Annotated in this window: 11 protein-coding genes and 1 pseudogene; 5 read left to right on the top strand and 7 right to left on the bottom strand. The window is 42.7% G+C overall.

Annotated features, from left to right (window positions below):
* The first annotated feature begins 39 nt into the window (after window positions 1–39).
* The 3 genes from V7K79_RS24330 (at window position 40) to V7K79_RS24320 (ending at window position 4555) form a co-directional block, all read left to right on the top strand.
* On the top strand, window positions 40–1557 hold the full coding sequence (locus V7K79_RS24330; protein ID WP_335051218.1) for a M16 family metallopeptidase: 1518 nt from the start codon (window positions 40–42) through the stop codon (window positions 1555–1557).
* Window positions 1558–2449: 892 nt separating this feature from the next.
* Window positions 2450–3097 carry a Uma2 family endonuclease gene (locus V7K79_RS24325; protein WP_335051289.1) on the top strand — a complete coding sequence of 216 codons (648 nt, stop codon included), beginning with the start codon at window positions 2450–2452 and terminating at the stop codon, window positions 3095–3097.
* Window positions 3098–3352: 255 nt separating this feature from the next.
* Window positions 3353–4555, top strand: a complete 1203-nt coding sequence (locus V7K79_RS24320; RefSeq protein WP_335051216.1) for an alpha/beta hydrolase — start codon at window positions 3353–3355, stop codon at window positions 4553–4555.
* Window positions 4556–4600: 45 nt separating this feature from the next.
* On the opposite strand, the gene V7K79_RS24315 is transcribed toward V7K79_RS24320, so the two are convergent.
* Window positions 4601–5236 (bottom strand): hypothetical protein, encoded by a 636-nt coding sequence (locus V7K79_RS24315; RefSeq protein ID WP_335051214.1) that lies wholly within the window; start codon window positions 5234–5236, stop codon window positions 4601–4603.
* A gap of 394 nt (window positions 5237–5630) precedes the next feature.
* Here V7K79_RS24315 and V7K79_RS24310 point away from each other — a divergent pair, with 394 nt between their 5' ends.
* Window positions 5631–6062 (top strand): biotin carboxylase, encoded by a 432-nt coding sequence (locus V7K79_RS24310; RefSeq protein ID WP_335051212.1) that lies wholly within the window; start codon window positions 5631–5633, stop codon window positions 6060–6062.
* A 99-nt stretch (window positions 6063–6161) separates the two neighbouring features.
* Here V7K79_RS24310 and V7K79_RS24305 read toward each other — a convergent pair whose 3' ends face one another.
* The 3 genes from V7K79_RS24305 to upp all read right to left on the bottom strand — a co-directional run bounded on the left by V7K79_RS24305 (window position 6162) and on the right by upp (window position 7638).
* Complete coding sequence (locus tag V7K79_RS24305) at window positions 6162–6431, bottom strand: YggT family protein (RefSeq protein ID WP_335051210.1); 270 nt, start codon at window positions 6429–6431, stop codon at window positions 6162–6164.
* A 127-nt stretch (window positions 6432–6558) separates the two neighbouring features.
* Complete coding sequence (locus V7K79_RS24300; protein ID WP_335051287.1) at window positions 6559–6912, bottom strand: hypothetical protein; 354 nt, start codon at window positions 6910–6912, stop codon at window positions 6559–6561.
* Window positions 6913–6987: 75 nt separating this feature from the next.
* Window positions 6988–7638: a uracil phosphoribosyltransferase gene (gene upp / locus V7K79_RS24295; RefSeq protein WP_335051208.1), complete on the bottom strand. Its 651-nt coding sequence runs from the start codon at window positions 7636–7638 to the stop codon at window positions 6988–6990.
* A gap of 313 nt (window positions 7639–7951) precedes the next feature.
* Between upp and crtH the strand changes: the two genes are divergently transcribed.
* Window positions 7952–9454 carry a carotenoid isomerase gene (gene crtH / locus V7K79_RS24290; RefSeq protein ID WP_335051206.1) on the top strand — a complete coding sequence of 501 codons (1503 nt, stop codon included), beginning with the start codon at window positions 7952–7954 and terminating at the stop codon, window positions 9452–9454.
* A gap of 281 nt (window positions 9455–9735) precedes the next feature.
* On the opposite strand, the gene V7K79_RS24285 is transcribed toward crtH, so the two are convergent.
* From V7K79_RS24285 to V7K79_RS24275, 3 genes and pseudogenes are all read right to left on the bottom strand, one after another.
* Window positions 9736–10368 (bottom strand): DUF1003 domain-containing protein, encoded by a 633-nt coding sequence (locus V7K79_RS24285; protein WP_335051204.1) that lies wholly within the window; start codon window positions 10366–10368, stop codon window positions 9736–9738.
* 121 nt (window positions 10369–10489) lie between these two features.
* Window positions 10490–10639: pseudogene (locus V7K79_RS24280) on the bottom strand (IS630-like element ISAcma27 family transposase); the annotation flags it as partial.
* Between the two features lie 68 nt (window positions 10640–10707).
* A complete protein-coding gene (locus tag V7K79_RS24275; RefSeq protein ID WP_335051202.1) occupies window positions 10708–14631 on the bottom strand; it encodes an ATP-binding protein in 3924 nt (1307 codons plus the stop codon).
* Between the last annotated feature and the right edge of the window lie 6 nt (window positions 14632–14637).

Here is a 14637-nt window from a genome sequence, read left to right as displayed (position 1 = left end):
CCAACACGCAGAGGCGCTGAGGCGCAAAGGAAGAGAGATATGCAGAGGTCTAAGGTGAAAAGTAAAAAGCAAATCACATTCAAAATCCAAAACGGAAAAGGACTAATTTATGCTTTGATTGCTGTTTTTGCGTGCTTACTTTTAACTAGTAATTTTTCTCTAGCGGCGACTGCTGAGGCGAAACATTACACAGAATTGCAGCTACCATCGCTACCTGAGATTAAGTTACCCAAGTATGAGCGGTTTGTACTGCAAAATGGCTTGGTTGTGTATTTAATGGAAAATCACGAGTTACCGTTGGTGAATGGGACAGCGTTTGTACGCACAGGAAATCGCTTGGAACCAATGGAGAAAGTTGGGTTAGCTGGTTTTACAGGCGCGGTAATGCGAACTGGAGGAACTAAGAAGCATTCGCCTGATGAACTCAACGAAATATTAGAACAACGGGCGGCATCTGTGGAAGTTGGTATTAGTGAAACTTCTGGTAGTGCTAGCTTTGACGCACTCAGTGAAGATTTAGAAACGGTGTTTGGACTGTTTGCTGAGGTGCTGCGATCGCCTGTATTTGCTCAAGAAAAGCTAGACTTGGCGAAAACTCAAGCCAAAGGTGGTATTGCTCGTCGTAATGATAATCCAGATGGGATAGCTAGTCGAGAATTTAAGAAATTGCTCTATGGGAAAGATAGCCCTTATGCTCGCACGATAGAGTATGCAACGGTGAATAAGGTTGAGCGTGGAGATTTGCTCAAGTTTTATCAGCAATATTTCCACCCCAATAATATGATTTTGGGGATTGTGGGGGATTTTGAGAGTCAGAAAATGCGATCGCTCGTTCAAGCTAAGTTTGGCGATTGGCAACGTAACCCAGGTATTGCTAAACCCACATTACCAAAGGTTTCGCCAGCTAATACAGGTGGAGTCTTTTTTGTCAATCAGCCACAACTGACACAAAGTAGTGTGCTTATCGGGCATTTGGGCGGGCGTTTCGACAATCCCGATTATGCAGCGCTGGATGTGTTAAATGGAGTGTTAAATGGATTTGGTGGACGCTTATTTAATGAATTGCGATCGCGTCAAGGTTTAGCTTACTCTGTCTACGGGCAGTGGAGTCCCCGCTACGATTATCCTGGCATATTTATCGCTGGTGGAGAAACGCGATCGGATGCTACTGTCCAGTTTGTCAAAGCCTTACAAGCTCAAATCAAGCGCACCCAAACTCAAAGAGTGACTGCAAAAGAACTAGCTTATGCTAAAGAGTCTACACTCAACTCTTTTGTGTTCAACTTTCAAGACCCTAGCCAAACCTTATCACGATTGATGCGATACGAATATTACGGCTATCCAGCTGATTTTCTCTTCCGCTATCAAAAAGCTGTCGCCGCCACCACCGCAGCTGATGTCCAACGGGTAGCACGAGAATACCTCAAGCCAGAAAAGATTGTGACTTTAGTAGTAGGAAATCAAACCGCTATTCAACCGCCATTGACACAGTTAGCTAAACAAGTGACACCAATAGATGTCACAATTCCTGGTTCGCAGCCTCAAGTGAAGAATTAATAGCGTAGATATAGCAATCCGATTTGATTTCTGAATCATTCGTAGAGGTAAGGGACTGGGGACTGGGGACTGGGGACTGGGGACTCTTAAGAAGGAATAAAGGTGTACTGAGTTTTGTTCAAAAATCAAATATGAGTCCTATAGCTACAATACCTTTGCCAAAAAAAGGAGTATGAAGAGAGAGGGCTGCTGTAGTAGAGTTATTGTCTCTCAAAACGACAACTTAAAAACTACTGTTCAGCCCGTGCCCAATATTTTATCACTGCTACAATGCCTGTTACCTCAGATAAATGCTACAACCAGGCGGCAATGAATTAGATAATCCTGACTATATTAGCAATGAGTGGCAAAGTTACCATATTAGGCAGAAATTGGGCGTTTTTTCCTGTAAGTACCTAGTTCTAATTTATCAAGATTTAACTACCAAAAATGCTGGTACTTGCAATCGATAGTTGGTATTGTATTACCATTCCTGTTGCTAAAAGATAATGGCTGATTGCTGATGCGATCGCCATATCTTTAGCGTAAGTTCTAATCCAAATAAAATCACAAGGTTCAGATCCCCGACTTTTTAGACAGTCGGGGATCTTGTTGTTAAAATAATTTTCTCCATTATCAGGAAATGATTTAGGAGAAATTGGAGTAACAAGTAGAAACTAAATCAGGAACTAAAACCTCTGGAGTTCCCAGAGGTTTTTTTTTACTCTGTTAATCTTTTTCGGAGCGATCGCTCCAGTATACACTTCTATAAAGGGCTTCTTCAAGTAAGCGATGTCTAACGACAAGCTGGGGTGTATCTGAAAATCTAGCGATGAAGCAATAAAAATTGTCGCAGCGAATTAGTTAACTAGAGTAAGCTAAATCTAGGTTTCAACTACTGGGAGTGGAGATGATGTTGTTGGAATTAAAGCGCATCCATGTTCCACCAGGACAAAGAGTGCTACTACGAGATGTAACCTGGCAGGAATTGGAAACAATTCTAGAGGATTTAGGGGAACACCGGGTAGCACGAATTGCTTATGACAGGGGAATACTGGAGATTATGGCACCACTGCCAGAATATGAATATGACAAAGAAATTATTGGTGATTTAGTCAAAGCGCTTCTAGAAGAGTTGAGTACTGAGTTCATCAGCCTTGGTTCTACCACTTTCAAAAACCAAGTAATGGCTCAAGGTATAGAACCCGATCAGTGTTTCTATATAAAAAATGAATCTAAGATTCGCGGCAAGAAGCGGCTAGATTTAGCAGTAGATCCTCCTCCAGATTTAGCTCTAGAAATTGATATTACTTCTCGTACTCATCCTAATATTTATGAAGCGCTAAAAGTGTCTGAGCTTTGGCGTTTTGACCGAGGAAAGCTCCAAATTAATATTTTGCGAGACGGGCATTATGTCGAATCTCAACAAAGCCTAAATTTTCCTCTATTCTCATTAATTGAAGTGATTCCCCAATATCTGGAGCAAAGTACAACAGCAGGTAGAAATGCAACGCTCAAAGCTTTTCGGATTTGGGTACAAAAACAGATACAAAAGCAATAACTTATACTATCACCAGAATTTACAACATACAGTGGATTTCAGGTTAGTAAAGTACACAAGCTAAGTCTCAAGTTTAGGTATAATAAAATATATTAATAAATCCAAAACTCAGATGTGGAGACGCGATAAATCGCGTTTTGAAAGACCAATCATTTATACTTCTGACTCCTGGATTCTGCTGTATAAATATTCCTAACCTTACTATGAGCGGATAAATTGTGCTTTTTTGAAGTCATTATTACCGCATTTTAACCTATGTTTGTTAAACCCAAAATATTTTTATCATTGCTTGTATTAGTACTGAGTTTTGCAAGTTTATTTCTTAGTGCTTGGATTATTCTTCCTGCTCCGAATATGTTCTTACTCACGCTAGCAGTAGGAGTGCCAGAAGTTAGTCCTTGGTTATTATTATTAAATTTGCTCTTTTTATTGCTGTCTTTATTCTATATCCGTCGCCGTCAGCTACAACGTTTAGTTTGCATTTTCAGTTTAATCGGATTGCTAATTTGTGGATGGGTGTTAGTGAATATCCCACTAACTCAAATGCAGATGGCTAAAGCGATGAAACAAGGGTTGGGAGCAAATTATCTAGAGCAAATTTCACCCCAATTAAGGGCTAAGATGCAAACCTATCCTTTTAACTTAGTTAATTTCTTTCGGGGTATTGCATTAGGTAAAACGCGTCATCAAAAAGATATTCTTTTTGCTTCTCCTGGAGGATTGCCTTTAAAAATGGAAGTATACCAACCCCCAGACGTAGGAAAATATCCAGCAGTGGTAGTAATTTATGGTGGAGCTTGGCAATATGGTAATACTCATGCCAATTCTGAGTTTAATCAATATATTGCTAATCATGGATATACGGTGTTTGCGATCGACTATCGACACGCACCTAAATATCAGTTTCCATCTCAGTTGGATGATGTGCGTACAGCCTTGAATTTTATTCGCAAACATGCAACTGAATATGAAGCCGATTCAGAACGCATGGTACTTTTGGGACGTTCTGCTGGGGCACATCTAGCAATGCTAGCGGCTTATCAGCCCGATGCACCACCGATTCGTGCTGTGGTGAACTATTACGGGCCTGTTAACTTAACTGAAGGATATAAAACACCACCAAATCCCGATCCTATAAATACCCGCGCTGTTTTAAAAGCATTTCTTGGTGGTTCTTTAGAAGAATTGCCTAATCAGTATCAAATTGCTTCACCGATAAATTACTTAACACATCCTTTACCGCCAACTTTATTAATTTACGGCAGTCGCGACCATTTAGTAGAAGCGCGATTTGGCAGGCAGATGTATGAAAGTTTACATAAATCTGGCAATACTGCGGTTTTTCTAGAAATTCCTTGGGCAGAACATGCTTTTGATGCTGTTTTCAATGGTGTGAGCAATCAATTAGCGTTGTATTACACTGAGAGGTTTTTGGGTTGGGCGTTGTTCGGGCAATGATTTTATTCCCAAACTGATTCACAATTATTAAAAACTCAGCACTTTTTACTTTTTTTGAGGCCAACGCCAATTATAGCGATTCCATTCATACATTCCTTGTATTTCATATTCTGCGCCGTTAAAGAAGCGGACGACGCAATTAGTAGAGGAATAATCGCGCAGGCGTAGCCCGTCGTAGACATCGTCAATTTCTTCAACCCTAATCACCATACAGGGAAACCACTCCCGCTTACAAGGCCCATTTTCCTGCACCCATTCCCATAGTGCATTGGAAACTTCAATGCGATAGCCTACTCTTAACTTCAGTGCATCCTCAAAATAATAATACTTATCAAAATGATATGACTCAACACGATTCAACCACTGTAAACCATAGCGTTGGCGAATAAATTGTACCGTTCCAGAATCCTTTTCTAGCAACCAGTCGTTAAGTAATTGTACTTTCCAAGTGCGGTTGCGTTGTTCTTCATCCTTAACAAATTGTAAAAATGCTTCCAACTCTTCTGAAGTAAGTTCATCTAAAGGATTAGCAATATTTGATATCACAGAGGTAGAATTTCCCTGAATTTGCTCAACCACTTGCAGTAATATCTGTTTCTGCGTGTCAGTGAGAGGACAGCTTGCTGCATCACAATCATTAAAGGCTGCGAACATAGCTACTTCAATCTCATCTGGAGTCATAATTTCATAGCAATTGAGGGCTTATTCTCTTAATTATTACAAATGTTAAATTCAAGTCTCCAATCACCCCGTAGTTAAATATAGACATAATTAAATGTAAGATGCCTATTCAAAGAAAAATTTGATTCTGTCTCCTGTCTCCTGAGTTGTTGGCATCGGCTTGGTATTTTCTAGTGTTGACCTAGTTTGCAAGTGAATCGAAGGACAATATGAAGATACGGTCTTGAAGGGTACGGCGACCATGGCATCAGATATAGTCCCTGATTGGGAATTGCTCGTGGAGCAGGTATTTGCAGTGGTGAATTAATCAGGGAAGTAAAGAATAGAGAGTAGGGGTATGTTGTAAGCTGAGGTTATCAGTTAATAATTATTGAATTAAATCACGGGGTCTTTTATGCGGTTGCGTTCGCTCACGGTCGTTTTTATTTCATGTCTCATTACCTTTTTATCGTGGGTGATTGTTCCCCCAGCTGTAGCTCTGACACAGATTAAACTATTTGATGTCTCTTATAAAGATTGTCCATCAGAACTAGCACAAGGCGCTGTTATCAGCAGTGGTAGCGCTGCTGCCAATTGTTTTCTTGTCGTTGGCAAAGCAGAAAATGGCACTAATAAAACAGTCTACGATGCAGATATTTTTGGACGTATCTATGATGCTAATAATGACTCGGTGATGCAAAATCGCACTCGCTTAGGCTCTATTACTGAAGTACCACCAGGTATTAGCGATTTTGAATTGAGAATTTCTGTACCTGCGAATCAGCCTACTCCTTTAAAGCTAAAGCAGTTTAAGGCTGCCGGGTTTAGCGGTCAAGTGCGTAAATAATTCGTAATTCGTAATTCGTAGTTTGTAATAAATGGTAGAGACGTGAAATATACAAACGTCTCTACACAATTCTTTACCAAGGTAGTAATCAAAATCTTTCTATAAGGGCAGGTAAGCTGGAATGGCACTCAGAAGCCCAGTAACTAGATTAAGTGCTAAGAAAGCTAAGAACGGCGAAAAATCTATTCCGCCCAATGGGGGAATAATTGAGCGGAATAGATTCAGATAAGGATCGGTTATCTGGGATAAAGCGGCAAATGGCTGGTTATACCAGTTGATTGTCGGGAACCAGGTTAGCAAAACCCGGATAATTAGCAAATAGCTATAAAAGGTGACAAAGGTAATTAGTGTCGTAATCAGTAAACTCATGGATAGCTTTGTTTCCTACTAGGTGTCAAACGCGGTCTTATCTTTTAATTTTAATTTAGTCCATGTCATGGTACTTGCAGATTTCATATTTACCACACTTGACACTTTCACCATGCTTGAACAAACTTCAGGAGTCTTTAGTGAGAGAGCGGTCATTTCTTGGTTGGGGTGAACTACTATTCACGTTTCCCAGTTGATTTCGCACTTCATCAATTGTGGCATTTAACTGGGCAATTTTATCTTCTAGCGATCGCCTGGCCGTTTCTATACTGTTGCTCTCACTTTCTGAGGCTTTCATCTGACGCCGCTTTGCTGCTATTTTCTTCGCTTCGGCTTGGCTATCTGTCAGTTCTGTCTCCTCTTCTATTAGCAATTGGGGGTCGCGCCGAGAAGCAATCAGTGCCCCAACAACACCGCCAAAGACTCCACCAACAAACGCCCCTGCTAAAAAACCACTGCCAAAACCATCTCGCTGACTCATATTTTTACCGCCTTCAACAAACCTTGCAACTTTTACAGTAGTTATGCTATTTTCCTGCCCTAGCTGCATACTAGCTTAAGTCCCAAAGATGCGATCGCCTGCATCTCCTAATCCCGGTACAATATATCCCTTGCTGTCCAGTTTTTCATCAATAGTAGCAGTGTAAATTATTAAACCTGGATAAGCCTCACTCAATTTTTGCAAAGCTGGTGGAGCCGCTACTACACAAATAATCCGCGTCAGAGATGGGTCAGCACCCCGTTGTGTTAATTCTGCCATTGCTGCCATGATTGACCCTCCAGTTGCTAACATTGGATCGGTAACTAACACTCGTGTTTGGGGCTGAAATTTTTCTGGTAACTTGTTTAGATAACAATGAGGTTGGAGTGTCTCTTCGTCTCGCGCCAACCCAAGGTGGTAAATCGATGCTAAAGGCAGTAAAGTCTGCGCTCCCTCTAGTAATCCTAGCCCAGCCCGTAGAATCGGCACTACTGCCATAGGCACTTGCGGATCGATCACCGTTGCTGGACAGGTATCTAAGGGACTCTGTACTGCTGTTTCTTGAGTCGGCAACCAGTCTCGTGCAGCTTCATAAGTCAGCCATCTTCCCAACTCAATCATGGCACTGCGGAACAATACTGAAGGCGTGCCTGCATCACGGGCAACTGCTAGCCAGTGCTTGATCAGGGGATGGGGTGGAACATAAACGCGCAATTGTAGCGTCATAGCCAGAAATAGGCGCCTTTTTATTGTATAACAACTGAAACACCATAATACTCTTTCCTGCATCCGGCTGACAGCTTAAAATTAACGCTCTCAATTTTATTGATAAAACTTTTCATTACTAGTTGACATTAATTCTCAATCAAGGCTATATTCTTATACAGTGTTCTCCTCTCTTTTAAGGATCGGCAGACGGGATAAGTCAGCAGTAGCAGGCTCGTCCCTCTTTTTTTTTGATTGGGCATTAGGGATTGGGGATTGGGCACTGGGCATTTGGGGTTGGGCATAGGGGAGAATAACTAATGACTAATGACTAATGACCAAAATGCAAGATATTGATGCGATCGTAATTGGGTCTGGGATTGGCGGATTAGTAACAGCGACCCAGTTAGCGGCGAAGAAAGCGAAAGTGCTGGTACTGGAACGTTATTTGATTCCAGGTGGTAGTGCTGGTTATTTTGAACGCCAAGGTTATCGATTTGATGTTGGCGCATCAATGATTTTTGGGCTGGGACAGAACGGTACAACTAACTTACTCACCCGTGCATTATCAGCAGTAAATGTCAGCCTAGAAGCGATCGCAGATCCGGTACAGATTCACTATCATCTACCCCAAGATTTAGATTTGAAGGTTGACCGGGTTTATGAGAAATTTTTGCAAAATCTTATTGCTCATTTTTCCCATGAAGAACAAGGAATTCGTCGCTTTTATGACGAATGCCAAAAAGTATTCAAGTGCCTCAACAGCATGGATTTGCTGTCATTAGAAGAACCTCGATATTTACTGCGCGTATTTTTCCAGCATCCTTTGGCGTGTCTCGGTTTAGCTAAGTATCTGCCCCAAAATGCTGGGGATGTGGCGCGGCGCTACATCAAAGACCCGCAATTATTGAAATTTATCGATATGGAATGTTATTGCTGGTCGGTGGTTCCATCGGATATGACACCAATGATTAATGCTGGGATGGTCTTTTCTGACAGGCATTATGGTGGAGTAAACTATCCTAAAGGCGGAGTAGGACAAATAGCCCAAAAACTGGTGGAAGGTCTAGAGAAGGCTGGAGGTAAGATTCAATACCAAGCTAGAGTCACAAAAATTCTTACAGAACAAGGAAAAGCAGTAGGTGTACAACTGGCTAATGGTAAAGTATATCGGGGTAAACGCATAGTTTCTAATGCTACACGTTGGGATACATTTGAACAATTACTACCAGCAGAAGAAATCCCACATAATGAGAAAAATTGGCAACAAATTTATCAAAAATCCCCAAGTTTCTTGAGTTTGCATATAGGGGTTAAGGAGTCTGTTTTACCTGCGGGGACAGAGTGTCACCATATTTTGCTGGAAGATTGGGAAAAGATGACAGCAGCAGAAGGCACAGTTTTTGTTTCGATTCCCACATTGCTAGACCCAGATTTAGCACCAAGTGGATATCATATCATTCATGCCTTCACGCCTGACTGGATTGATCATTGGCAAGAACTTTCTCCAGGTGAGTACGAAGCGAAGAAAGAACAGGCGGCTTGGCGAATTATTGACCGCCTAGAGAAAATTTTTCCCGGTTTAGATGCGGGATTGGATTATTTAGAAGTGGGGACACCGCGCACCCATCGCCGCTTTTTGGGTCGTGAAGATGGCACTTATGGGCCAATTCCCCGGCGCAAGTTGTGGGGGTTATTGAATATGCCCTTTAATCGCACAGCTATTTCAGGACTTTATTGTGTAGGGGATAGTACCTTTCCCGGTCAAGGGTTGAATGCAGTCGCTTTTTCTGGGTTTGCTTGCGCCCACCGTATTGCCGTAGATTTAGGATTTTAATTACAGGAACAGTCAACGTAAAAAAGTGAAGCTGGTAGCTACCCCAACAATCTGAGTAACTCTCAATACGGTTCGGTAAAGAAAGTTATCTGTTAAAGCAAGTTGTTTGAGCGGAAGTAAAGGAAAGTGCTAGGCAAAAAAGAGTGTTTAAATTTAATCTCTTCACTTTAAGTGCCTCCAAGCCGCCTTTCTAGCTTATCCAAACCGTATTGAGATGAATAGCAAGTACAATCAAAAAGTTACTAGTTTTAGTACTTTCTTTTATATGATGATAAACTCTATTACTCCTTATCTAATATTTCTTGGTTTTTAAAATTAGCTAACTCTGATGCTAAACTCTCTTCTAATGCATCTAGAATCGCTTGCGGATCAACAGCTTCTTTCATCATTTCGGCTTGCTTATCGGAGCGATTTTTGACATTGGGAATATCTTGGCGTAATTCTTCAACTAAAGCGATAAGTTTCGCTATTTTCTGCTCAGAAAGCAGGTTAAGCTGAAGGCTAAGTTGCGCCCGTTGCTCTGCTAATTTTTCCTGACGTTCTTGTTTTATCAAGACCCCTGCTGTTACTAACAAAGAACCTGCGGTCAGTGAAAATTGTAGCCAAGAAAATGGCGGAGGGTCGAATCTTAATATGCCTAAACGTCGTGGTAAAACATTAGGTGTTACCCACAGAATAATTCCTAACAGGATAGTATACAGGAATGCTGGACGACCAAAAAAGGCTGATACTGTTTCTACAGCCCGTTGATGTTGAGATACGTCTTTTTCATAACGTCTGTGCAGTGCAATAATAGTATCGATATTTTGACTAATCGCTTCCGGCAATGGGGCAGTAGGCAAAATAGTTTGGTAAGGTGCTGATGACGATACTTGCGGCGAATCTTTTGGATTTAGTTTATCTTGGGAAGACATGGACAGTTTTTTATACTACTTATTTCTCTAATTTAATAACATCAAGTTTTGACATAAATCTATACTTTTAGGTAGATGAACAGATGAAAGTACCTATAGACAGAGATGTTCAATTGACATGAGCAGCTATTTTTTCCACGTACCAGCCATGTGCGTTTAACCTGATTACTTCGGCTCGGTCTTTGACTTTCTGTGGTACATCTGCTGTTTTTAGGTTTAAAAGGGTTCGGTCTTGCTCACGAGTTAAAAATACTCTTAAACGCGCACCCATGTTTTAGTTCCCTCAATAGATTCTTTCTCCGTATTTATTTATCTTCACATAGTTTGGTTTTTTCGTGCCTACCTACTTAGACCAATTAGAGTTGCAATTGCCTTGACTAACTCATCTGGTTCGACGGGTTTGGACAGATGCTTTTGAAACCCTGATTCAAATGCTTGTTGCTGATTGACTTCTCCAGCATAAGCAGTCAAAGCGATCGCCGGAATTTGTTTGGCTTGGTTTGCCTGTAATACTTTAACTTGGCGCATCAACATATAGCCATCTGTCTCTGGCATCCCAATATCACTGAGGAGCATATCTGGTTCTGACTCTGCCAAAACTTGCAATGCTTCTTTTGCTGATGTCACTGCTGTCACTATTGCTCCAGCCTGTTCTAGTACAAATGTGTGGAATTCACGGGTATCATCATCATCATCTACAACTAAGATTTGGATGCCTGTAAGGATTTCAGTTGGATAAGAAGGATTTAATGCCGCAATATTTATGTGTTGTTTTGGGGTTAAATCTTTTTTAATTAGTGGTAGCTTGACTTTAAAAGTAGCTCCTTGCCCTTCACCTAAGCTTTCTGCCCAAATCGTGCCGCCATGTAATTCTACCAAATGACGAACAATTGCTAACCCTAACCCCAAGCCACCAAATTTTCGGGTTATTGTACTATCAGCTTGGCGAAAATATTCAAACACATAAGGCAGAAAGTCAGGGTTGATTCCCTTACCTGTGTCACTGACGCTAATCTGAGCTTGAGTGTCAACACACTGTAATTGAATATCAATCTTCCCTCCTTCAGGAGTGAATTTAACGGCATTCGATAAGAGATTCCAGATAACTTGTTGTAAACGACCAGAATCACCCAAAACTTCCCCAAAAGAAATATCCAGCATCGTCTGAATTTGAATATTTTTAGCTTCTGCTGCCAAACGCACTGTTTCTAATCCCCCTTCAATCACAAATACTAGGTTGACAGGAAACATCTTCAGGTAGAGCTTACCTTGTAAGATCCGAGAGACATCGAGTAAATCTTCAATTAGTTGAGCTTGTAATTGAGCATTCCGCTCGATAGTTGCGATCGCTTTCTTCAGCGCTGTTGGTTCAAACTCACGAGTCTGCAAGAGTCTCGCCCAACCAAGAATCGGATTAAGAGGCGATCGCAATTCATGGGAAAGTACCGCCAAAAACTCATCTTTAATCCGGTTGGCTCTTTCGGCTTCAGCTCTAGCAGCTTGCTCAAGTTCCAAGAGGCGATCGCGTTCGGCTTCTGCGACTTTGCGATCGCTGATGTCTGTAACAAAGATGCTTACTCCTTCTGCAAAGGGGTAGATACGATTCTCAAACCAGCGTTGCCAAGCTGGATAAAAGTATTCAAACTGAACAACGGTGTGTTGTGCGTTCGCCAAAGGCGTTGGCAGAGCCATCGCCCGATGAACCTGGGTATCAAACTCGCTGTTAACCACATCAGGAAACACTTCCCAAACAATCTTACCTAACAACTCTTCCTTTGAAATGCCAACAACTTCTGCTACTTGATCGTTGACAAAGATATAACGCCACTCTCGATCCAACACAAAGAACTGGTCTTGGATGCCAGCGATCACAGTCTCTAGGCGTGCTTTTGCTACTTCAGCTTCAATTCGCAGCCCTTGCTCGCGTTCCATTGCCTCTTGGCGGAGACGAGCCATTTTTAGGGCTGCTTCTACCCGCGCCAACAATTCACGCGCAGAGAACGGTTTAATCAGATAATCATCGGCTCCCCCTTCTAACCCTTCCACTCGTGCCTCTTCCCCTGCCCGTGCCGATAATAGGATGATTGGAACTTTTTGCGTCTGCGGATCGGCTCGTAATGCTTGCAACAGTCCAAAGCCATCTAATCCAGGCATCATCACATCTGTCAGTACCAAATCTGGGACACGTCCACGAGCAGAATCTAAAGCAGCTAAACCGTCCGGCACTGATTCCACTTCATACTGCTGATTTAATAATCGCTTGACATAATCGCGCATATCTGCGTTGTCATCAGCCAGAAGAATCCGGACAGAGGGGGTAACACAAACGGGCAGAAGAGAAAATACTTCCTTCTCCCCTGCTCCCCTGCTCACGCCAGTTGCTACAACGGAGGGAACCTCCGCAACGCACTGGCTCCCCTGCTCCCCTACTTCTTCCGGTAGCCACCGCAGGGCTTCTTCTAGATACGGTGTTGCCCCTAATGCGGTTGAAGCTAAAGTTCGCGGGGCACTAATTCGCTCTGGAGGCAAATGAGCATATCCTGTTGGAATTGACACAGTAAAGCAACTGCCTACTCCGAGAAGACTGGTAACACCAACTCTTCCACCATGCATTTGCACCAATTCTTGCACCAGTGACAATCCAATTCCTGACCCTTCAAAAGTGCGTCCTTGCGCTCCTTTGACCCGATGAAATCGTTCAAAAAGGTGGGGGATTTCTTCTGCTGGGATACCGATGCCTGTGTCTTGAACTGCGAACTCAATATGATCGTTTAACCACTGCAAACTCACCGTAATTTTTCCAGCCATTGTGAACTTGAAGGCATTCGAGAGCAGATTAAGAACAATCTTTTCCCACATCTGGTGATCTACATACACTGGTTCTGGTAGGGAAAGACAATTAATTGATAACTGCATCTCTGCCCGTTCTATCGCTGAACGAAATACACTAGCTAGTTCTGCGGTGAAGGTGGCAAGGTTGGTGGGTTCATAAGATGCTTCAACCCTTCCGGCTTCAATGCGTGAAAAATCTAGTAAGCTGTTGACCAGTTTCAGCAGCCGGAGTCCGTTGCGTTGCACCATTTCTAGCTGGTCTCGCTCTTTGGCTGGAAGCAGCGTGGCACAAGTGGTTAAGGTGTCTTCTAATGGCCCCAACATCAGAGTAAGCGGGGTACGAAACTCGTGGCTGACGTTACTGAAAAAGACGGTTTTCGCGCGAGCAATTTCTGCCAAGGCTTCAGCGCGTTTGCGTTCTTCCTCGTAAGCTTGGGCATTAGCAATGCTGGCTGCAATTTGAGCCGCAACTAAATCAATGAATCCTTGATAATTGTCGTCGAATAGCCTGAAGGGGTTCAAACCAGCGATTAATACACCAGCTTTTCCGCTTTTACCGGATGGGGGAATGGGTACTGCGATCGCTTGATGAGGCGATCGCTGCCAAACACCACAAGGTAAATTACTAAAAGACACTTCCAAATTAGAAATCAGTTTTGCTCGATGTGTTCTGATAACTTCCGCAAAGGGCCAAACTTCATCAGCATCCAAAGCCACTGTTTCTGGAACTGCTACATGGTTTTGCTCAATGCGGGAGGTTCCAGCCAAAAAAACTTTCTGCTGATCTGGATCGACCAGATAAATCATCGCGAAAGGGAGATCGTAAGCATTGCTTTCCAGACAACTCGCACTCCGTGTACAGGCTTCATCGAATGTTCGCGCGTCTACTGTCCTCGCCGCGAGTTCGCGCAAAAGTGCCAACTGCCGTTCAGTGATAATCCGCTGCGTGTCGTCTGTGTTAGCGCAGATGATTCCGCCTGTGTCGCCCTGGTCATTAGGAACCGGGCTGTATGAAAAAGTATAATAGGTTTCCTCTGGATAGCCGTTGCGCTCCATAATTAGCAGCAGGGCTTCGTCGTAAGTGCCCTCATTCTTCACCATCGCTGATTCGGCTCGAGGCCCAACCTGATCCCATATTTCTCGCCACACGTAGGAAGCTGGTTGCCCAAGTGCTTCTGGATGTTTGCCGCCAATAATAGCTTTGTAAGCGTCATTGTAAAGGTTAATTAGTTCATCGCCCCACCAAACAAACATGGCTTGACGGGAAGTTAGCATAATCCGCACAGCAGTTTTCAAACTCTGTGGCCACTGCTGTGTTGGCCCAAGGGGCGTTTTTGACCAATCGTATTCTCGCATCCTCGCACCCATTTCACCCCCACCAATAAGGAAATTTACGTCGGCGTTGCTTGCTAACGTTGACTCGTTCTTCATTAATTC

It is taken from the genome of Nostoc sp. (assembly GCF_036917575.1).
Taxonomy (GTDB): Bacteria; Cyanobacteriota; Cyanobacteriia; order Cyanobacteriales; family Nostocaceae; genus Nostoc.
Note: the sequence above shows the minus strand (reverse complement) of the source record. Positions and strands in the feature narration are given on the sequence as shown.